We start from the raw sequence: 19,365 nt of genomic DNA, 5'->3' as shown, positions 1-19,365 counted from the left end.
GCGGCGCCCTCGCGGGCCGTGACCTGCCGCACGCTGAGGGTGACGCTGCCCCCCGCCCCCAGGGGCACCCGCGCCCGGGCGGAGGCCCCCTGCGCCGCCTCGCGCACGAGGTCTTGCAGCGTCTCGGGGGAGGTGTCCGGGAAGCACGCCCACAGCGGCGACCCGGGCAGGGCCGCGCCGGGCAGCAGGTCGTGCCAGCCGGGGCTCGCGTGGAGCACCGTGCCCGCGGCTGTCAGGAGCGCGGCGGAGGTGGTGTGGCCGCCCAGCAGGGCTTCGAGCAGCTCCGCCTGGCGGTGTTCGGCGGTCACGTCGCGCAGGGTCCACAGCACCCCCGCCCCCGCCCCGCCGAAGGAGGGCCGCGCCTCGCCGCGCACCCACACGGGCCCGCCCCCCGCCGGGGCGCCCGGCGTCACCGGCAAAGGCTCGTCGGGGAGGCACACCGTGCGGCCCGCCGCCGCCTGCGCGAGCCCCGAGGCGAGGGCGGGCATCCCCGGCAGCAACTCCCCCAGGGCGCGCCCCAGCACCTGCGCGTCGCTCAGGCCGAGGAGTTCGAGGAAGGGGCGGCTCACCTGCCGGAAGGTGAGGTCGGCGCGCAGCCACGCGGCGGGCAGCGGGAACTGGGTGACGAGCACGTCGGCCTCGCGCCCGTCCCCGTCCCCGCGCGCCGCTCCCAGCAGCAGCGTCAGGAGGTCGGCCACGTCCGCGGGCGGCGCCGCCCCCTCGCACCACATCAGGCCCAGCAGGGTGCCCCCCCGCGTGAGCCACGTCAGCTCGCCCCCCTCCAGCCAGGCGTCGGGCGGCACGAGTTCCGCGCCGTCCTCGCGCTCAACCCCCTGCGCCCCCACGCGCAGCACCTCGCCCTCCAGCGCCGTGAGCAGCGTCGCGCCGGGCGCGTACAGGCGCAGCACCTCGCGCAGGGCGGTGTGAAGGGTCGGGGTCGGGGCCGGACGGGTGTGGCTGGACATGTTCATGGGAAGGGGTGGGGTCTCCTGGGCGTGGGATGGGGCAGGTCCGGAGGGCGCGCGGCCTGGCGGCGTCCCCCCGCTCGTCGTGCCCGCAGCGTGCCACGCCGACTCTTACGTTCCCCGTGCAAAGCCCATCCCCAAGGAGAAAAACCCGCCTCCAGCGCCAAAAACCCCCCACCCTTCATGGAGGTGGGGGGTGGGGTGGAGGAGACCCGGCTACGCCTCCCAGTCGTCCTCGTCGGGGCGCCGGGGGGGCAGGGCGGTGTATATCGCGGGGTCGCTGGGGTTGCTCGCGGCGATCACGCGCAGGACCTCGCCCGGGTCCGGCTCGCCGAGGATGCGCGTGAGGTCCGCCGGATTGACCGCCGCCTCGCGCACCGGCATGCCCCGCTCGCCCGCCCAGCGGGTCAGTTCGGCGAGGGCCTGCGCGCCCGCCCGTCCGTAGTGCGGCCCGAAGGCGGGGACGGTCACGACCGCGTGATTCCCCAGGGTCACCACGGCGCCGTAGCGCGCGTCCCCCCGGTCTCCCTGACGGTCCCGGACCAGGATCAGCCGCCCGCCCGTCAGGTTGGCCCCCTCCAGGTGCGTGAGGACGGCCTGCAACGTCTCCAGCGGGGCCCCGGGCACCCCGAGCGGGTCAGCGATCTGCATGGGGGCCAGTGTAGAGCGGGGGAGCGGGACGCGGCGCGCGGGAGGCGGGTGAGAGCCCGCGTCCTGCGTCCCGCGCACCGCCCCCCTTCCCTGCGACGCTATCCTGCCCCCCATGAAGCCAAAGCTCCCCACCCTGGTGGCGCAGGCGCGCGGCGGGCGCGTGGTGCGCACCCCCTTCCTCGACGGCGACGACCTCGACCGCCGACTGCTCCAAGACGACGAGGTGAGGTACGTCATCGGGGGCGGCTTCCCCGACGCCCGCCGGGTGATCCTGACCCTCCATCCCGCCCACATCCCCGAGGTGGACTCGGGCGTGACCGTCTTGCGCCTCACCCCGGGCGAGGGCGGTCCCCCCTGGGACCTCCAGGACTTCGCCGTGCACCTGCGCCGACTCGAACTGCCGGAAGACCAGCTCGGCGACCTGCGCGAGGAACGCAGCGGTTCTTTCCTGGTCGCCGCGACGGGCAAGGCGGCCCAGACCCTCGCCGCCCTGACCGAGCTGGGGGGCCGTGAGGTCGAGGTCGAGGAGGTCGGCGAGACGGCGGGGCGCGGCAGCAAGACCCGCGAGGTCGTCGTCCCCTCCATGCGGGTGGACGTGGTGGGCGCCAAGGGCTTCGGGGTGAGCCGCGCCTACTTCCAGCAGGGCATCGACGGCGGCAAGGTGAGGCTCAACGGGCAGGTCGCCCGCGCGAGCACCGAGATCCGGGAGGGCGACAGCCTCAGCGCCGACGGGATCGGGCGGATCGACTTCAAGCGCGTGGTGAACGAGACCCGGCGCGGCAACGTGAAGGTGGAGCTGGAGATTCACCGCTAGGGGCCGTCAGCGGCCAGCGTCCAGCCTTCTCGTCCCCCCGCGCCCGGAGAGACCCTGCCCCGTGATCGACCTCCTCGCCCGCAAACCCACCCTCACGCCCGAGGAACTCACCGCCGGGCTGGCTCCCAGCGCCCGCTTTCAGGACGTGCGCTTCGAGACCTTCCGCCCCAACCCCGAGTACCCCAGCCAGGCGGAGGCGCGGGCGAGCCTTCAGGCCTTCCTCAAGGGGGCGCAGGTGCGGCCCGGGGGCTTTCGCCTCTTCCGCCGCGCCAAGCCCGAGGGGCGGGGCATCTACCTCGACGGGGGCTTCGGGGTGGGGAAGACGCACCTGCTCGCCAGCGCCTACCACGCCGCCGAGGGCAGACGCGCCCTGATGAGCTTTCAGGACCTGATGTACGTGATCGGGTCGCTGGGGATGGGCCGGGCGGTCGAGGCCTTCGGGGGGCACGACCTGCTGCTGATCGACGAGTTCGAGCTCGACGATCCCGGCAACACGCACATGGCGAACACCTTCCTGGGCCAGCTTATGCCGGGGGGCACGAGCGTGGTCGCCACGAGCAACACCGAGCCCGGCGCGCTGGGGCAGGGCCGTTTCAACGCCGCCGACTTCCAGCGCCAGATTCAGGGCATCGCCGACCGCTTCGAGACGCACCGGGTGGACGGCCCCGACTACCGCCAGCGCGGCACGGCCCCCGAGGGTCTCCTCACCCCCGGCGAGTTCCAGGCGTGGCGGGCGCGGCAGCCCGGGGCCACCCTCGCCCTCGTCTCGCACCGGGACCTCAACCGGCATCTGCTCGACGTGCACCCCAGCCGCTTCGCCAAGCTGCTCGCGGGGGTGGGCGCCCTCGGCGTGACCGACCTCGCCCCCATGCCCGACCAGAACGTCGCCCTGCGTTTCGTGCACTTCGTCGACAAGCTCTACGACCTCGGCCTGCCCGCCGCCTTCACGGGGGCGCCGCTCGGGAGCCTCTTCAGCGAGACGTACCGCCACGGCGCCTACGCCAAGAAGTACAGCCGCTGTCTCAGCCGCCTTTCCGAGCTGCTGCGTGAGGCGCGGGCCGTGATCTGATCGCGGTTGCTCGCTCCGCTGTGAGGGTCAGGGGCGCGGGGCGAGCAGCGGCAGGCCCAGGGTGAAGCCGCCGGAGACGGGTGGCACGCTGGGGACGACGGTCACGGTGCCCGGCGCGAACCCGGCGTGGAAAGCCTCCCGCACGAGGGAATTGAAGGCCCCTCCCGCCGTGGCGAGGGTGGGTCGCCCGGTGCGGCCCAGCACGACCTCGGCCAGCCGGGCGAGTTCCTGCCCCGCGCGGCGCTGGATGGCGAGGGCGTCGGGGTCCTCTTGCCGGGCGGCCTCGTACACGGCGGGGGCGAGGCGGGCGACGGCGGCGCGGCCCTCGCCGTAGATCAGCGAGCGGATATCCCCCCACTCGCGGGTGCCGAGCGCCCCGAAGACGTGCCGGGCGAGCCGGGTCTCGGGCTGCCCCGCCTCGCGCTGGCGCAGCACCCGCCGTAAGCCCACCTGCCCCTGCCAGAAAGCCCCCCCCAGGTCGTCGATCAGGTAGCCGTAGCCGCCCGCGCGCACGACCTCCCCCCCCTCGGTGCGGTGGTAGGCGACGGCGCCCGTCCCGGCATACACGAGCGTGCCCGCCCCCGGCGCGAAGTGGGCCGCGTAGGCGAGGTGCAGGTCGTCGGTCACGAGGAGCCGTTCGGGGGGGAGGCGAAAGAGGGTTCCCAGCTCCTGCCCCAGCCAGGGCTGGTACTCGGTCTGGAGGCCGGTCACCCCGGCCACGACGGCGGACGGCCCGGTCGGCAGGGCGGCGCGCAGGTCGGCCAGGCCCGCGACCATCGCCCGACGGGCCTCCGGGGAGGCGAGGTGGCCCGTCAGGGGGCGCAGGCGGCCACCGGCGAGCGCCGTGCCTTCCGCGCCGTACAGCGCCCACTTCGTGCCGCTCGCCCCCATGTCGATGCTCAGGATCACGGGCGGCCTCTGGGGGGTGGAACGGGAAGCTGCATCTTCCCTCCAAGCTTAGGTGCAGGAGCCGGGGTTGCGTGCCCCTTGCCGGGCCGGACGAACTGCGCGATTCTCTCGGGATCGGGAGGGCGAATGTCGCCAGGTCACCTCATCCTCGTCAATGGGGCCTCCAGCGCGGGCAAGTCCACCCTCTGCCGGGCCCTGCAAGACGCGCTGGACGAGCCCTTCTTGCACTTCTCGCCGGATGTCTTCCTGTTCGGCCCCGGGGTGCTGCCGAGAAGACTCGGCGAGAGCGGCCCCTTCGCCTGGGCCACCCTGCGCCCGCAGGTGTTCGAGGGCTTCTTCCGCTGCCTTCCCGCGCTGCTCTCGGCGGGGAATAACCTGCTGGTGGACTACATCGTCGAGTCGCGCGGGCAGATGAATCGCCTGTTGGAATTGCTCGCGCCCTTCGACGTGTTCTTCGTGGGCCTGCACTGCCCCTTGCCCGAACTGGAGCGGCGCGAACTCGCCCGGGGGGACCGCCGTGTAGGCGACACCCGGCGCGACTACGAGACCGTTCACACCTTCGGGGAGTACGACCTGGAGATCGGCTCGACCGACCCGCCCGGCGAGAACGTGCAGAGGGTGGTCGGCGCCTGGAAGGAAAGGCGGCGGCCAAGTGCCTTTGAACGGATGGCACGGGGGTAGAAGGCAGGGCACCTGTTTTCCAATCGTCAGTTTGTGGGGAGCAGCTTTCGTAAAAGGCTGAGTCGCGTCGTGACCAGGGGCATGGGGAGGGCCAGCATATCCTCCTCCAAAGAGCGGAGGTAAGCGGAGAGGGAAAAAATGTGGACTTGTGGAAACTCTTGGTGAGAGGTAGAAACTGTGAACCAAGGGCCACTTCCACCTTTCGGTTGTACCATCCACCAGAAGCAAGCCAATGCCTCAACCCTCGCCCCTTCAAAGCCTTTGGGCTGCCGCATAGGAACCAGAACTTTACGGACCTTCTTCTGGTCCTTGAAGGTGTGCTGCTGATCGTCCCAGATGCGTTCCCACTGTTCATTCCCGACAGCTAGAGCTTGTTCCGTGCTTGCCTCTAAGGGTAAACGTAGGCCCCCGATGGCATTGCCTGCCCACATCTTCACCTCGGTTTGGTAGAGGCTTCGTTGGCCGTCCCTAATCCAGGCGTCCAACCTCGGTCCCTTCTTTTGCCCGGTCGTGACTTTCAGGCTCAGGCACTCGGCCCGGCCCCCCTGCCCTGTCAGGAAATGAAGAATCAACGCCACGGCTAGCGGCTCACCCAGAAAACTGGAGATGGCCGTGTGATGGCCTCGCTCATCTTCCGGCACCTCGTCCATAAAGGTGAGAAGAGCCCGGCGATCCACCTGTATCAAACTTGCGGTCGTCATACTTCAAAATTAAGCCCCCACCTCTTCAGGCGGGGACGTTGGAATTGAGGAAGTGGAAACGAGCGCCCCTCAGATCAGGCTGAGCTGCTCCCCACCCTCCAAGTGCGCCAGATGCTCGGGCAGCGCGCTCGGCTTGTCCATCAGGACCTGCTCGGCCTTGTAGCTGGAGCGGACGAGCGGCCCCGAGACGACCTCCAGGAAGCCCAGACTCAGCCCCTCCTCCCGAATCTCGTCGAACTCGGCGGGAGTCACGTACCGCTCGACGGGCAGGTGGTGCATCGTCGGGCGGAGGTACTGCCCGAAGGTGATCACGTCCACCCCGTGTGCGCGGCAGTCCTCCATCGCCTCGCGGATTTCCTCGCGCGTCTCGCCCAGGCCCAGCATGATCGAGGTCTTCGTGATCACGTCGGGGCGGCTCTTCTTCGCGTGGGCGAGCACCCCCAGCGTCCGCTCATACCCGGCGCGGATGTCGCGGACCGGGTGGGTCAGGCGCCGCACCGTCTCCAGGTTCTGCGCGTACACGTCCACGCCGCTGTCCAGCACGAGGTCCACGCAGTGCCCATTTCCGCCGAAGTCGGGGGTCAGGGCCTCCACGCGGGTCTCGGGGTTCACCCGCTTGATCGCCCCCACCGTCTTGGCGAAGTGGTACGCGCCGCCGTCGGGCAGGTCGTCGCGGTCCACCGAGGTCAGCACGACGTACTTCAGGCCCATCAGGCGCACGGAGTCGGCGACGCCCGCGGGCTCGTCGAGGTCGAGCTTGCCCATCGGGTTGCCGGTGTCCACCGCGCAGAAGCGGCAGGCGCGGGTGCAGATGTGGCCCATCAGCATGAAGGTGGCGGTGCCGCGCGACCAGCACTCGCCGATGTTGGGGCACATCGCCTCCTCGCAGACGGTGTGCAGGCGGTGTTCCTTGACGATCTTGCGGACCTCGCCGAAGACCTGCCCGGTGGGGATGGTGACTTTCAGCCACTCGGGCTTCTTCTCCCGCACGGGCACGGAGTCCTTGCGGTAGATGCCGTTCTTGATGAATCTCGGTTCCTGTTGGGTCATCGTTCGCTCCCCGCCCCCGCGAGCGCCGGGAGCGTCCAGTCGTAGTTTTCGAAGGTGGTGTCAAAGGCGCGGGTGAGGGCCTCTCTCGCCTCGTCCATGCTCGCCGTCCGGTCGATGCCGCGCAGCTCGTACTCCCGCTCCACGCTCGTCATCTGGGTCCCGCTCAGGCCGCAGGGCACGATCAGGTCGAAGTGCCCGAGGTTGGTGGTGACGTTCAGCGCCAGACCGTGCAGGGCGACGTTCCGCTGCACCGCCACCCCGAAGGAGGCGATCTTCTGCTCGTACTCGCGTCCGTTGACCGTTCTGGGGTCCACGTACACGCCCGCGTAACCGGGGTTGGGCCGCGCGTCGGGCAGGCCGAGCCCTTGCAGCGTCCCGATCACCGCCCGTTCGAGAAGCCGCAGGAAATCTTGCACCCGCCGCCCCACCGGGAAGATTGCGTAGGCGACGAGCTGGCCGGGGCCGTGGTACGTCACGTCGCCGCCGCGCTCGACCTCCAGCACCTCGATCCCCTGGGAGGCGAGGTACTCGCGCGTCACGACGATGTTGGTGCCCTCCTTCGCCTTGCGGCCCAGGGTGAGCACGGGCGGATGCTCGACGAGGAGCAGGGTGGGCCGCCCGCCCGCCGACACCCGCGCGTGAACGTCATGCTGCACGTCCCACGCCTCCCGGTAGGGGAGCACCCCCAGGTCCAGCACGTCGAACAAGGCGTCTCTCACGCCCCGGATTGTACGCCCGCCCTTGAGGAGCCAAGGTGCCCGGAGGCGAGATTGACGGGGAGATTGACCAACAGGGGTGGTGAATGGGGATAGACGGGGAGGAGGGCGCTCAGGCAGTCGTGATGGTCGCAGCGTCGAGCAAAGAATCCGTGACCGGGCGGACGTGCAGGTCCACCTCCTCGGGGAAGACGGGTTGGTTCGCCAGAACCCACGCTGCCGCTGCCTCCCAGTTGAAGGGCACTCGGTGGTGCTCGGCGGACCACACCCCACGCCGCCGTTTCAGCAGGGTCCACCTCGCCCGGGGATCGCCGTCGTTCTGGAAAGAGACGGCACCGACGTTGACCAGCAGGAGGTTCCCGAGCGTGCGCGTGTATTCGCGGTGGGTGTGACCGACGACCACCAGTTCAACCTCAGCGGAGAAGTCTCGCCCTAGACGGTTCTGAACCTCTCCGGCGCTCCAGTGGACGTAGGCTTGGCCGTTCCACTCCAGCAGCAGGCTCTCCCAGGGGGAGGCGGGGGTGCCGTGTGCAACGAGGACGGTGCCTTCCGCGAGGGTGGCAGTAAGGGGCAGGGCGGCGAGTCGGAGCCGTTCTGATTCCGGGAGACGTTCGGCGAGCCAGGCTTGCAGGTGGACGTGGGCGGGGGCGAGTTCCCCGGCGAGCATGGTCAGCCGCTCGTCGTTGTTGCCGCGTACCTCGATGGCGTCCAGGGACCGTTGAAGATCAAGAGCACGCCGCGGGTCCGCCTGTCCCCAGACCTGATCGCCCAGGTTGACGATCAGGTCCGGCTGGAAGCGCCGGAGGTCGGCGATGACGGCCTCGGCGGCGAAGGCGTTGCCGTGAACGTCGGTCAGGGCGGCGATGGTGAGGTCCTGGGGCACGGCTGAGTCTATTCATCCGGAGGCTGGCCGCACTGCTCAACCTCACGCCGCGTTGCTCACCCCTCCTCCCACGGCCTCCCCTCCACCCCCGCCACCCGCGCCGCGAGGTCGTAGGCCACGGAGAGCCCCAGCGTGTCTGCGAGCGGGCCGCCGAGGAGGAGGTGGACGCCGGGCGCGACCTCCTCGTGCAGGGGGGGAGCGTCCGCCCGTCCCCCGGGCAGCGCGAGCCACGCTCCCGGCACGTCGGCGAGGCTGCGGCCCACCTCCAGCGCCTCCGTGGCGAGGGGGGGCAGAGCGTCCATCAGCGCGATCAGGTCCTCCAGCGTCTCGCGCCGCACGCCGACGGGCACCCCGGTCAGCCGCCCCCCGGTGGGCAGGTAGCCCTGCGGGTCGCGGTGGTGGACGGGCGGAATCAGGGTGAAGCCCCCGTTTTGCGGGCGCAGGGTCAACCCGCCCGCGCGCAGGGTGGGGGTCCAGTCGTCGCTGGGGACGTTCAGCCGGGGTGTCTGGCGGTACGCCCGCCCGTGCGCCGTGTGCGCCCCGAGGTCGTGCTCGGCGGCGTGTGGCCCGTCCGCCCCCAGCGCCACGACGACGACCCCCGCCCGCACCTCGTGCGTCTCGTGGGTGACGACCTCGTGCGTGTTCGTCACCGTCAGGCGGTCGAGCCGGACCCCGCCGCGGACGAGGTGGGCGTGGGTGTTGAGCAGCAGGTCGGCCCCGGCGCGCACGGCCCCCTGCCCGCACGCGAGGGCGACCGAGCCCGGGCGGTAGGTGACGGCCTCCTCGTCCACCCGGGCGAAGGGGAGGGCGGCGGGGTCAATCAGGGGGGCGGCCTCCGGGAAGCGGGCGAGGGTGGCGGTGGTGGACCGCGCGCCCGGCACCACCCCGGCGTGGAGGTCGAGGAGCGCGCGGGGCCGGAACTGCGTGTCCCCGAGTTCTCCCGCGACCTGGGCGTGGACCCAGCGGGCCTCCCCCTCCCGGCCCGGCGGCGCGTCGAGAAGCGTCCACACCCCCGGCGCGAGGATCGTCGCCCCCTCCTCATTGGGGAGGCCGCCGCGCTCGGCGATCAAGAGGCGCACCCCCGGTGCGAGGCGCCGCAGGAAGAGGGCGCAGGCCGTGCCCATCCGCCCCGCGCCGAGGATCACCACGTCGTACTCGGCTTCCGTGAACGCCTGTCCGACGTGCGCCCACACGCGCCCGGCCCTCCCCGCCCCCGTGCCCATAGACGCATGATGCCGCTTCGGGCGGCCCGGCCTCTCACGTCATTGTCAGACCCCGCACAGAAGAGCCCCCTTATACTCGCGGGGCAGATGCGGTTTCTGATGCTTGCGCTGGCACTCGGTTCGGGTGCGGGGGCGCTGAACGTGAGGGTGCTCGTGGCAAGCGGCCCGCAGCTCGCCGTGCGCGTGCCCACCCCGGCCCCGGCGGACCCCGTGCCCCTGGGCCTGGGCCTGACCCCGGCCACCCCCGTTCCCGGCGCCCCGGCCCCGGCCCCCGAGGCCGCTCCCCCGCCCTCCACCCCGGCCCCGAGCCTGTGGACCGTCGGCGTGCGGGGCGCGAACCTCACCCTCAACGGGGCGGACGCGGGCAGCCCGTCGCTCTACCTGCCGCCCGCGCCGGGCAGCGTCGTGGAGATCGGGGGTCGGCCCTACCGCGGCGGGGTGCTCCTGCGCGCCGAGCGCGGCGCGGTGCAGGGGATCAACGTGCTCGACGTGGAGGACTACCTGCGCGGGGTCGTGCCCGCCGAGATGCCGTCCACCTGGCCCGCCGCCGCCCTTGCCGCCCAGGCGGTGATCGCGCGCACGTACGTCGCCGCGCGGGTCAATCCGGCCCTGCCTTACGACACCTGCGCCACCGAGAGCTGTCAGGTGTACCGGGGGGTGAGCGCCGAGCGCGCGAACACCGACGCGGCGATCCGGGCGACCGCCGGGGAGGTCGTGGCCTTCGGGGGACGGCCCGCGAGCACCTACTTCTCCAGCGACTCGGGGGGCTTCACCGCGTCGAGCGCCGAGGTCTGGGGCCGCGACCTGCCGTACCTGATCGCCCGGGCCGACCCCTACTCGGCGGGCGGGCCGCGCTCGCGCTGGCGGCTGGAGGTCGCCGCCCCCCGCGTGCAGGAGGTCGCCACTCGCTCCGGGGTGCAGGTGGGCGTGCTGACCTCGGTGCGGGTGACCCGGGCGAGCGTGTCGGGCCGCGCGCAGGAGGTCACCTTCACGGGCGCGGGCGGGACGAGCGTGCTGAGCGGGGCGAACGCGGGGGGCTTTATCCGCGCGCTCGGAGGGACGAGCAGCCGCGCCACCCTGAGCGGCCCGGTCGGGCCCGGCACGCCCCTGGTCGTGGAGGGCTTCGGGGCGGGGCACGGGGTGGGCCTCTCCCAGTACGGGGCGCTGGGGCTCGCGCGGCAGGGGATGACCCACCCGCAGATCCTGGGCTTTTACTACCCCGGCACGTCCCTGGGCCTGCTCGCCCGCGGGCCGGAGGTCGGGCGGCCTGCCCTCGCCGGGGGGCGCTCCCTCCCCCCGTCAGCCCCCGGCGTGCTCGCGCTGAACGGGCCTTCCCTGAACGTGAGTCATGTCGAGTAGGGCCGTGGGCCGCCTCTTCCGGCGCGGCGGGCGGCGGCTGCGGCGCGGGGCCATCGTGGCGCTCGCCGCGCTCGCCGGGGCGGTTGCGCTGGGGAGCGCCGAGGCGCGCACGGTGCGGATCGTGCAGGCGCAGAGCCTGGAGTTGCGCCGCCTGGACGACCAGGAGATCGTGATCATCACCGGGGGCGAGGGGGGCGAGCAAGTCGAGCTGCGGGTGGACGACGACGTGGTGCGGGCGGCGCGGGTGGAGTACAACCGCACCCGGCGCACCCTGACCCTGGTGGGGGCGGCGACGTACCGCACCGCGCGGGACGGGCAGACCCTCACGGGCGAGAACCTCGTGGTGGACCTCGCGGGGGAGCAACTGACCGGCGAGGACGTGATCATCAGCGACGCGGACCTGGAAATTCGCGGCGGGCAGGTCGAGCGGGTGCCGGGCCAACTGCGGGCCACCGGGGGCTACTTCACCCCCTGCGCGAAGTGCGGGCGCACGCCGAACGACTACGCCTTCCGCGCCGAGCGGCTGATCGTGTACCCCGGCGACCGCCTCGTCGCCTACCGGGCGCAGTTCCTCCTCGCCGACTTCCCGGTCCTGTACCTCCCCGTCGTGGTGCTGCCCCTCAACGACCCCGAGCGCCAGCCCCGGCTCGTCGTCGGGAACGGCGCCCCGGACGGGCTGACCATTGAGGCCGACCTCCCCTTCAGCGTGGGCACGAGCACCCTGGGCACCACCCTGCTGCGCTACTACGAGAACCGCGACCCCAGCATCGGCGTCGGCGTGAGCCTGCGCTCGTACGCGCCGCTGCCCTTCGTGGACCGCCTCAACCTCTACACCCTCGCCGATCCCAAACGCTTCGCGGCGGACGGAACGCAGCGGGTCGGGTACAACCTGGATTTCGACCTCACGGCGCAGGGCCGCGTGCCCCTCACCCTGGCGGTGCGTGACCTCTCCTACACCCTGAACGTCGTGCGGCGCGAGATCAACCTCAGCGAGACCGACCCCGAGCGCGGCGTCACGCGGGTGAACTTCGGGGCGCAGGTCGAGTACCCCCTCTTCTCGGCGCAGCTCAACTACGTGGACCGCTACGGCCCCGAGCCGACGACGGCGCTCACCACGCCGCTGCGGCAGCCCGAACTCGTGGTCGACCCCAAGCCGGTGACGCTGGGGGGCCTGAGCGCGGACTTCCGGGTCTCGGCGGGGCGCTACACTGGGCAGAGCAACCCCCTCTCGCGCAGCGCGGCGGCGCAGGGGGTCAACATCTCGACCACCCGGCTGGAGGAACAGCACGCGATCAGCTTCACGGCGAGCCCGTGGAGGAACGCCGACCTGACCCTGCGCAATACCTTCACCGGGCGCTACTACGGCACGGGCGCGCGGACGGTGAACCTGGAGGCGGGCGGGACGATCACCCAGCGCTTCAACGAGACGAATACCTTCGCGGTCAGTTACAACTACATCCGCATCGAGGGCACCAGCCCCTTCGCCTTCGACGCGGTGGCGGGCCGCCGCCTGAGCGCGCCGCTGACCCTCGACCTGAACACCGTCCCCGTGCCCGACGTGACCTTCCGCGCCACATACACCCGCGACCTGATCCTGCCGCCGACCTCGGCGGGGCAATTACCCGCCACCTTCCGGCTCGGCGTGAACCGCGCGCCCGTCAACCTGACGTACAACCTCAACTACAACTTCGGCACGGGCGAGCTGGAGAACACGAACTTCAACCTCACCCTGGGGGACCCGAACGCGGGCCGGGTGACGGTCACGCCCGCGGTCCCGGCGCGGCCCGCGACGCCGACGAGCCCCGCCGTGCCCGCCCGCCCGGAGACGAGGGCGCGCTCCAGCCGCTGGCCCGCGCCGAACCTCACGCTCACGGCGAGCGGGAGCTACACCCGCACCGGGGGCTACGAGCCATTCACCGTGCGCGCGACCGTCACCGACGACATCCGCACGAACAACTTCAGCGTGTACGCCACCCACGACATCGAGACGCCCCGCCTCTCGGCGGTGGGCTTCGAGGCGAGCGCGGCGACGACCTTCGATGCGGTGCTCAACCCGCTGAGCTTCACGGCGCGCGAGAACCTCGACCTGCTGACCCCGCGCCTGACCGGGAGTTACAGCCTGACCTGGCGCGGCGAGTACACCCTCTCGACCGCCCACGACCTGCTCCTCGACCCCCCCGAGACGGCGCGGGAGAGCGGCACGGTGACCTTCAGCGTGGGCACGGCGGCGGGGCGCGCGACGAACTGGCAGCTCACCTACGGCGGGCCCTACGACTTCCGGCGCCAGGGCTGGACGCGCCCGAGCCTCACGGGCACCCTGCGCGCCACCCGCCCCGGGCAGAGCCTCGCCGTGGCCGCCGTGCTCAACACCCCGGGGCTCGACCAGCCGCGCACCGAGTTCTCCCGCGCGGACCTGAACGCCGTGTGGCAGTTCGGCTCGCGGGCCGCGCTCGCAGGCCGGGTGGTCTACACCCGCACCCGCAGCGGCACCTTCCCGGACGACCTCGCCACCGACACGCTCGTGCTCGACCCCATCCGCTTCGGGCTCGCGCTGGGCAACGGCCCCAGGCCGGGCGCGTATCTCACGGCCAGCCTGCGCCAGACGGTGATCTGGCAGGGCGGCGAGCGGGTGGGCCCCTGGAACTTCACGCCCGTGATCGGGCTGACCATCGACCGCTGCTGCTGGGCCCTCCAGGCGGAGATCGACCTCAGCGTCCGGCGCTACCGCCTCGCCATCGGATTGCCGGGCAGCACCTCCTATCCCCTCTTCAACTACGGCCAGGACGGCCTGAGCATCCCCCTGCTGCCCTGAGCGCCCCCACGGAGGCCGAAGACCCATGAAGACGCTCCCCCTGCGCCTGTCCGCCCTGGCCCTGCTGCCCGCCCTGCTCCTCTCCGCCTGCACCGGGACGGAGGAGGTGCCTCCCGCCCTGCGCCTCGCGGTGCTCGAAGGCGGGGGCGCGACCCTCCAGATCGTGAGTTCGGAGGGAGGCGGGGCCCTCGCCCCCGTGGCCGTGACGGGCGGGGTCACCCTCGACACCCTGCCCGGCGGCACGCGGGTCGCCCTGACGCTCAGGGGCGGGATCGAGAGCCGCGACGTGAACCTCGCCAACCCGGTGCCCTTCGCCGCCCTGCCCTTCACGCCCGTCTGCCTGACGAGCACGGTCCTGAGCGCCGCCCGCGACCGGCTGCTGACCCTGAATGACTGCGCCTCGGCGACCGGGAACACCGCCGCCGGACAACAGCTCGCCCTGTACCGCCTCGACGGCAGTCTGGTCTGGACGGCGAACCTGCCGCCCTTCACCCCGCCCCTGTCCACGACCGACGCGCCCCCCGTGCGCATCGCCGTGACCGGCGACCGGGCGGTCGTGGCCCGGCCCGTGATCGGCGGCGGCAGCGAGACCATCCGGGTCGCCCAGGAGAACGTTGGGGATAGCGTTGCGGTCGCCGCCCTCCCCCTCGCCACCCCCGCTATCCGCGACCTCGCGCCCTACGGGGGGTTGATCTACGCCGCGACCGACACGGGCATTCAGCCCCTGACCGACGTGGGCGTGCCCAACGCGGCGGCGACCCTGGGCGCCTTCGGGAGCGGGCGGGTGGACCGGCTCTGGACGAGTGCGAGCACGGGCGGCGCGGTCAACCTGATCGCGGCGTGGCGTGACACCACCCTCAGCGGCAACAGCAGCGAGCCCCTGCGCCTGTGGGACGGCGTTCGCACGGGCGCTGCCGTCGTCACCAACGTCGCCGAACTGCGCGACGTATCCTTCGGCATCGACGGCAACCTCTACGCCCTGACCCGCACCACCCTGACGCGCTACGACACGGTGTTCGGCCTTCAGCAGGGAAACTGGAACCCCACCGGGCTCCTCGGCGGGCTGAACGACGCGCGGGCGGTGACGTGGCTGGTGCCGCCGGAGCAGTGAGAAGGTGGGAAGGAGGCTTGGGCAACGGCGGAGCTAGCGCCCACCTCCCACCCCCTCATCCCTGACGCTCAGGACTGCCAGCAGCGCCGCCGGAACCGCCCCCCGCAGCCCCACGAGGGGCAGGCCGCCCCGGGCGAGGAGCACCGCCGCCGCGCCGTCCGCCGGGCGCAGTCCCAGGGCCGTGCGGGTACCGCGCGCCACCCCGTCGTGCCACCACACGCCGCGTGTCTCGAACCAGCCGGGGGCCACGCCCGTCCGGTGGGGGGGGAGACCGGGGGGACGAACGACCTCGCGCCACACCTCCCCCGCGCGACCCTGGGGATGCGCCGCCGCGAAGGCGAGCAGGTCCGCCGCCGTGCCGAAGAGGCCCCCGGCCCCGGCGAGCGGCCCGAAGCCCGTGACCCCCTCGCCGAAGAGCGTGGCGGTCGGCGTGACGAGCCGGGCGGGACTGGGCGTGAGGGACACGTCCGCCAGCCCCAACGGCCCGGTGACGTGCCTCCCCAGCGCCCGACCGAAGCCCGGGGCGTCCACCGTCTCGCCCGAGGCGTGCGCGAGGGCCAGGGCGAGCACGCCGACCCCCAGGTTCGAGTACCCGAAGCGGCCCGCCGCCCGCCGACTCGCCCAGCGCCGTGCGCTCGCCAGGGCGTCTCCAGCGCTCATGCCGCCGTAGGGGTCCTGAAAGCGGGTGAAGGTCGTCCAGGCCGCGCGGGCGGGGTGCCCGGGCAATCCCGCCGTGTGGGTCGCCAGGGCGCGCGGGGTCACGAAAGCGGGAAAGGCGCGAACGGGGCCGCCCAGCCGGGAGAGCGGCGCGTCCCACTCCAGCCGCCCAGACTGCGCGAGCGCGTCCGCCAGCGCCGCTGTGAAGGGCTTGCTCACGCTCGCCAGCTCGAAGACGCCCTCCCGGGGCACGCCGCCGAGGCCGACCAGGGCGACCCGCCCCCCCCGCGCCGCGCCGATCACCCCGCCCCGCCGCAACGCCGCGCGCACGAGGGGGAGCGATCTTGGCACGTCCGTCCCGAGCACGTCTCCCACCTCTCGCAGGGCCTGACGCACGGGGTCTCGGCGGAACATGGGGTCAGGGTAGCGCTCCCTGCTACGCTCGGGCATGGCCCCCACCCCGCCCCGCGCCGCGAAGAAGCCGGTCACGCATTCCCTGCACGGTGAGGACCGCGCCGACAGCTACCACTGGCTCAAGACCCAGGGCCGGGCCGACCCCGAGGTGCTGGCCTACCTGAACGCCGAGAACGCCCACCTGGAGGCGGTGATGGCCCCCCTGCGCGACATGCGGCAGGCGATCTACCAAGACCTCCTCTCCCACGTGCAGGGGCGCGACGAGGGCGCCCCCGTGCGTGAGGGGGGCTGGCTGTACCTCACCCGCACCGAGGAAGGCCGGGCCCACCCGATCTTCCTGCGCCGCCCCGTGGGCGGAGGCGGGGAGGAAGTGCTCCTCGACCTCAACCTCCTCGCCGAGCGCGAGGGCCACGCCAACGTCTGGGTGTACGCGGCCCGGCCCAGCCCGGACGGTCGGCTCTGGGCCTACCTTCTCGACACGACCGGGCAGGAGGTCTTCGAGCTGCGCGTACTCGACCTGGGAACGGGCCAACTCGCCGAGCCGCCGCTGACGGGTGTGAACGGCTGGACGCTCGACTGGGGGGCGGACGGATCGCACCTCTTCTATGGCCGGGACGACGAGACGCAGCGGCCCTCCCAGGTCTGGCGCCACACCCTCGCGGAGTCCCAGGACGCCGACGAGCTGCTGTACCAGGAGGACGACCCCACCTTCCGCGCGGTGGCCCACCTCTCCGAGAACGGAGAAACCCTGCTCGTCGTCAGCGGGGCCGGGATCACGTCCGAGTGGCACGCCCTGGACGTGCGCGACCCGCAGGCCCGCCTCCGGCCCATCCTGCCCCGCGAGCGCGGCGTCGAGTACACGGTGACGGACGGCGGTGACCACTGGCTCGCCCTCACCAACCAGGGGGGCGCGACCGAGTTCCGGCTCGCGCGGTGGCCGAAGGGGGAGGGCCTGACCTGGGAGGACGCCGAGGGCGTGCTGCCCCATGACCCGGCGCGTTACCTCACGGGGATGCACCTCTTCGCCGCGCACCTGCTCGTGTCGGGGCGAGAAGGCGGCTTCACGCGGCTGTGGGTGCTGCCCTGGGTCGCCGGAGGGTACGGGGAAGCCCGCCGGGTCGAGTTCCCCGAGGCGAGCTACACGGTCCACATCGGCCCGAACCACGTCTTCGACACCACTACCGCCCGCATCCTCTACACCAGCCTGACCCGGCCCGCCGAACACCTCGACCTCGACCTGAACACGCTGGCGACCACGCTCGTCAAGGCCACGCCCGTTCCGTGCTACGACCCGGCGGAGTACGTGGCGGAGCAGACCTGGGCCACCGCCCCCGATGGCGAGCGCGTGCCCGTCAGCCTCGTGCGCCGCCGCGACACCGCCCTGCCCGCCCCGACGCTGCTCTACGGGTATGGCAGCTACGGTTATCCCACCGACCCCGAGTTCCGCCTCACCCGCCTGCCCCTGCTCGACCGCGGCTGGGTCTGGGCCATCGCGCACATCCGGGGTGGAGGCGAGCTGGGCCGCCGCTGGTACGACGCCGGGCGGCTGGGGCACAAGATGAACACCTTCACCGACTTTCTGGCCGCCGCCGAGCACCTGAAGGCAGAGGGCGTGGCGGGCGACCTCGTGGCGATGGGCAGCAGCGCGGGTGGCCTCCTCACCGCCGCCGCCGTCAACCTGCGCCCGGGGCTCTTCCGCGCGGCCTTCGTGGGGGTGCCCTTCGTGGACGTGCTCTCCACCATGCTCGACGCCTCCATCCCCCTCACCACGGGCGAGTACGACGAGTGGGGCAACCCGGAGGAGCCGGACGCCTACGCCACCATGCGCGCGTACAGCCCCTACGACAACCTCGCGCCCGGCACCTACCCCCACCTCTTCGTCTCGACCGGCCTGAACGACCCCCGCGTCGCCTACTGGGAGCCCGCCAAGTACGTCGCCCGGTTGCGCGACCTGGCCGCGCCTGGGGGCGGCGTCCTCGTCCTCAAGACCAACCTCGGCGCCGGGCACGGCGGCTCCAGCGGTCGCTACGACGCCCTGAACGAGGATGCCGAGGAGTACGCCTTCGCGCTGGCGGCGGTGGAGGGGCGGCTAGAAGGCGCGGGGCAGGGCGGGCAATAAAAAAGCCGCCTCTCGGGCGGTGATAAGAAAAAGATAGCGCGGGATGCAGGGGAAGTCAAACTATGCAGGCGAATATCGAGGGCGGTGGGAGGATAGGGGCCGAAGTGCGTCTCCGGCTGCTGGCGCGGATGGCTGAGGACGTGCGGATGCGCTCCGGCGTGGTGGATGCGGAGGCCTGGCTGACCTTCGACACCGAGTCCACGCGACTTTTGCGGGAGATCATCGCGGCCCACGGCTGGCCCGGTCGCTCCCTTGTGGGTGAGGACGGCGCGACCGCGGCCTGGCTCCTGGCGCAGCACTCCCCGGACCTCGCCTTTCAAAGAGGCGTGCTGGACGTGCTGCAAGCGCAGCCGGAAGGCGAGGTCGCCCCCGAACACGCCGCCTACCTTCATGACCGCATCTGCGTTCGTGAGGGCAGGCCGCAGCGATACGGCACGCAGGTTCAGCCGGACGGCACGCCCTTCCCCCTGGAGCCCGGCGATGTGGATGCGCGCCGAGCTTCCGTGGGGCTGGAGCCGCTGGCCGTCTACCTGGGACGTTTCCAGCGCTGACTTACGCCCACTCCAGCGACACCTCCACCTCCACCGTCCCCACCTCCCGCCCGGCCCAGTTGTGCAGGGTGGCGGGGGCGAGGGCGCGCAGCTCCTCTGTGACGGGCACGCCCAGTTCGCGCAGCACGGCGAGCGCGACGTGGGGCCGGGCCCGCTCGCCGCCGTCCATCACCTTGAAGGCGACGCCCAGGGGCCCGCGCGGCGTCTCCCGCAACGCTAGGCCGTAGAACGCCTCCGCGCCCATTTTGGCGGCGAGACCGGGGACAAGGGGCATCAGGGTGGTGTCGAGCCGCCCCGCGCCCGCGATCAGGAAGGGGTGGGTTCGCATCGCCTGAAAAACGCGCTCCAGGGCGGGGGCGAGGTCACCCTCGGGGGCCGTCAGCCGCGCAAATATCCGCGCCGCCGCGTGCAGCGGTAGGGCCAGCGCGGGGACGCTGCACCCGTCGGTGCCCACGTGCACCTCCTCCACTTCCACCCCGCCCAGCTCAGCGTGGAGTTCCCGGATGCGGACTTGCAGGGGGTGGGCGGGGTCCGTGTACCCCTCGCGCGGCCAGCCGCTTTGGACGCAGGCGAGGAGCATCCCCGCGTGCTTGCCCGAGCAGTTGTGGTGCAGGGGCGTCGGCGCCTCCCCCGCTCGGATCAGGCTGGCCGCCACCTCCGGGTCGAAGGGCGGGTGGGTG

Annotated in this window: 18 protein-coding genes (1 of these 18 only partly in view); 8 read left to right on the top strand and 10 right to left on the bottom strand. The window is 72.4% G+C overall.

Annotation, left to right across the window (positions count from 1 at the left end; translation table 11 throughout):
* Both A7B18_RS18770 and A7B18_RS18765 read right to left on the bottom strand, forming a co-directional pair.
* On the bottom strand, positions 1–971 hold a 971-nt coding region (locus A7B18_RS18770), incomplete at its 3' end, for a PAS domain-containing protein (protein ID WP_180970243.1).
* A 210-nt stretch (positions 972–1,181) separates the two neighbouring features.
* On the bottom strand, positions 1,182–1,616 hold the full coding sequence (locus A7B18_RS18765; RefSeq protein ID WP_102128218.1) for a DUF3197 domain-containing protein: 435 nt from the start codon (positions 1,614–1,616) through the stop codon (positions 1,182–1,184).
* Between the two features lie 112 nt (positions 1,617–1,728).
* Between A7B18_RS18765 and A7B18_RS18760 the strand changes: the two genes are divergently transcribed.
* Both A7B18_RS18760 and zapE read left to right on the top strand, forming a co-directional pair.
* Positions 1,729–2,430, top strand: a complete 702-nt coding sequence (locus A7B18_RS18760) for a S4 domain-containing protein (protein ID WP_180970242.1) — start codon at positions 1,729–1,731, stop codon at positions 2,428–2,430.
* A 61-nt stretch (positions 2,431–2,491) separates the two neighbouring features.
* Entirely contained in the window at positions 2,492–3,499 is a 1,008-nt protein-coding gene (gene zapE / locus A7B18_RS18755) for a cell division protein ZapE (protein ID WP_102128216.1), read from the top strand.
* 27 nt (positions 3,500–3,526) lie between these two features.
* Here the strand turns inward: zapE and A7B18_RS18750 are convergent, their stop codons facing one another.
* Positions 3,527–4,408 carry an N-acetylglucosamine kinase gene (locus A7B18_RS18750; protein ID WP_102128215.1) on the bottom strand — a complete coding sequence of 294 codons (882 nt, stop codon included), beginning with the start codon at positions 4,406–4,408 and terminating at the stop codon, positions 3,527–3,529.
* Positions 4,409–4,534: 126 nt separating this feature from the next.
* Between A7B18_RS18750 and A7B18_RS18745 the strand changes: the two genes are divergently transcribed.
* Positions 4,535–5,089, top strand: coding sequence for a chloramphenicol phosphotransferase CPT family protein (locus A7B18_RS18745; protein ID WP_102128214.1), 555 nt, complete (start codon positions 4,535–4,537; stop codon positions 5,087–5,089).
* 26 nt (positions 5,090–5,115) lie between these two features.
* Here the strand turns inward: A7B18_RS18745 and A7B18_RS21605 are convergent, their stop codons facing one another.
* The 5 genes from A7B18_RS21605 to A7B18_RS18725 all read right to left on the bottom strand — a co-directional run bounded on the left by A7B18_RS21605 (position 5,116) and on the right by A7B18_RS18725 (position 9,662).
* Positions 5,116–5,790, bottom strand: a complete 675-nt coding sequence (locus A7B18_RS21605; protein ID WP_146009594.1) for a hypothetical protein — start codon at positions 5,788–5,790, stop codon at positions 5,116–5,118.
* A gap of 69 nt (positions 5,791–5,859) precedes the next feature.
* Complete coding sequence (lipA, locus tag A7B18_RS18740; RefSeq protein ID WP_102128213.1) at positions 5,860–6,840, bottom strand: lipoyl synthase; 981 nt, start codon at positions 6,838–6,840, stop codon at positions 5,860–5,862.
* Positions 6,837–7,559, bottom strand: a complete 723-nt coding sequence (gene lipB, locus A7B18_RS18735; protein ID WP_102128212.1) for a lipoyl(octanoyl) transferase LipB — start codon at positions 7,557–7,559, stop codon at positions 6,837–6,839. The genes lipA and lipB overlap by 4 nt, the downstream gene beginning before the upstream one ends.
* A 109-nt stretch (positions 7,560–7,668) precedes the next feature.
* A complete protein-coding gene (locus A7B18_RS18730; protein WP_102128211.1) occupies positions 7,669–8,439 on the bottom strand; it encodes a metallophosphoesterase family protein in 771 nt (256 codons plus the stop codon).
* 56 nt (positions 8,440–8,495) lie between these two features.
* Positions 8,496–9,662, bottom strand: coding sequence for an FAD-dependent oxidoreductase (locus tag A7B18_RS18725; RefSeq protein ID WP_102128210.1), 1,167 nt, complete (start codon positions 9,660–9,662; stop codon positions 8,496–8,498).
* A gap of 87 nt (positions 9,663–9,749) precedes the next feature.
* Between A7B18_RS18725 and A7B18_RS18720 the strand changes: the two genes are divergently transcribed.
* From A7B18_RS18720 to A7B18_RS18710, 3 genes are read left to right on the top strand one after another with little or no spacing between them, the layout of a single operon-like run.
* Positions 9,750–11,021 carry a SpoIID/LytB domain-containing protein gene (locus A7B18_RS18720; protein ID WP_102128209.1) on the top strand — a complete coding sequence of 424 codons (1,272 nt, stop codon included), beginning with the start codon at positions 9,750–9,752 and terminating at the stop codon, positions 11,019–11,021.
* A complete protein-coding gene (locus tag A7B18_RS18715) occupies positions 11,011–13,833 on the top strand; it encodes an LPS-assembly protein LptD (RefSeq protein WP_102128208.1) in 2,823 nt (940 codons plus the stop codon). The genes A7B18_RS18720 and A7B18_RS18715 overlap by 11 nt, the downstream gene beginning before the upstream one ends.
* A gap of 25 nt (positions 13,834–13,858) precedes the next feature.
* The gene (locus A7B18_RS18710) at positions 13,859–14,944 is read left to right on the top strand and encodes a hypothetical protein (RefSeq protein WP_102128207.1); all 1,086 of its coding nucleotides are present in this window, start codon (positions 13,859–13,861) and stop codon (positions 14,942–14,944) included.
* Positions 14,945–14,977: 33 nt separating this feature from the next.
* Here the strand turns inward: A7B18_RS18710 and A7B18_RS18705 are convergent, their stop codons facing one another.
* Positions 14,978–16,015: a serine hydrolase domain-containing protein gene (locus tag A7B18_RS18705; protein WP_102128206.1), complete on the bottom strand. Its 1,038-nt coding sequence runs from the start codon at positions 16,013–16,015 to the stop codon at positions 14,978–14,980.
* Positions 16,016–16,049: 34 nt separating this feature from the next.
* Here A7B18_RS18705 and A7B18_RS18700 point away from each other — a divergent pair, with 34 nt between their 5' ends.
* Both A7B18_RS18700 and A7B18_RS18695 read left to right on the top strand, forming a co-directional pair.
* Positions 16,050–18,134: a S9 family peptidase gene (locus tag A7B18_RS18700; protein ID WP_102128205.1), complete on the top strand. Its 2,085-nt coding sequence runs from the start codon at positions 16,050–16,052 to the stop codon at positions 18,132–18,134.
* 104 nt (positions 18,135–18,238) lie between these two features.
* Positions 18,239–18,685, top strand: coding sequence for a DUF6624 domain-containing protein (locus A7B18_RS18695; protein WP_146009593.1), 447 nt, complete (start codon positions 18,239–18,241; stop codon positions 18,683–18,685).
* Position 18,686: 1 nt separating this feature from the next.
* Here the strand turns inward: A7B18_RS18695 and A7B18_RS18690 are convergent, their stop codons facing one another.
* A protein-coding gene (locus A7B18_RS18690) for an asparaginase (RefSeq protein WP_102128203.1) crosses the window boundary here: on the bottom strand, positions 18,687–19,365 show its 3' portion. 326 nt of this gene lie beyond the right edge of the window; 679 of the gene's 1,005 nt are visible here — the last part of the coding sequence; its start codon lies off the right edge, out of view; it ends in the stop codon at positions 18,687–18,689.

The sequence above is a fragment of the Deinococcus planocerae genome (assembly GCF_002869765.1).
Classification (GTDB): Bacteria; Deinococcota; Deinococci; order Deinococcales; family Deinococcaceae; genus Deinococcus; species Deinococcus planocerae.
Note: the sequence above shows the minus strand (reverse complement) of the source record. Positions and strands in the feature narration are given on the sequence as shown.

What these genes read in the sequence shown, in the direction of transcription:
- A7B18_RS18765 (WP_102128218.1), bottom strand. Translation starts at nt 1,616, where the DNA reads ATGCAGATCGCTGACCCGCTCGGGGTGCCCGGGGCCCCGCTGGAGACG.
- A7B18_RS18760 (WP_180970242.1), top strand. Translation starts at nt 1,729, where the DNA reads ATGAAGCCAAAGCTCCCCACCCTGGTGGCGCAGGCGCGCGGCGGGCGC.
- A7B18_RS18745 (WP_102128214.1), top strand. Translation starts at nt 4,535, where the DNA reads ATGTCGCCAGGTCACCTCATCCTCGTCAATGGGGCCTCCAGCGCGGGC.
- A7B18_RS21605 (WP_146009594.1), bottom strand. Translation starts at nt 5,790, where the DNA reads ATGACGACCGCAAGTTTGATACAGGTGGATCGCCGGGCTCTTCTCACC.
- lipA (WP_102128213.1), bottom strand. Translation starts at nt 6,840, where the DNA reads ATGACCCAACAGGAACCGAGATTCATCAAGAACGGCATCTACCGCAAG.
- A7B18_RS18725 (WP_102128210.1), bottom strand. Translation starts at nt 9,662, where the DNA reads ATGGGCACGGGGGCGGGGAGGGCCGGGCGCGTGTGGGCGCACGTCGGA.
- A7B18_RS18720 (WP_102128209.1), top strand. Translation starts at nt 9,750, where the DNA reads ATGCGGTTTCTGATGCTTGCGCTGGCACTCGGTTCGGGTGCGGGGGCG.
- A7B18_RS18715 (WP_102128208.1), top strand. Translation starts at nt 11,011, where the DNA reads ATGTCGAGTAGGGCCGTGGGCCGCCTCTTCCGGCGCGGCGGGCGGCGG.
- A7B18_RS18710 (WP_102128207.1), top strand. Translation starts at nt 13,859, where the DNA reads ATGAAGACGCTCCCCCTGCGCCTGTCCGCCCTGGCCCTGCTGCCCGCC.
- A7B18_RS18705 (WP_102128206.1), bottom strand. Translation starts at nt 16,015, where the DNA reads ATGTTCCGCCGAGACCCCGTGCGTCAGGCCCTGCGAGAGGTGGGAGAC.
- A7B18_RS18700 (WP_102128205.1), top strand. Translation starts at nt 16,050, where the DNA reads ATGGCCCCCACCCCGCCCCGCGCCGCGAAGAAGCCGGTCACGCATTCC.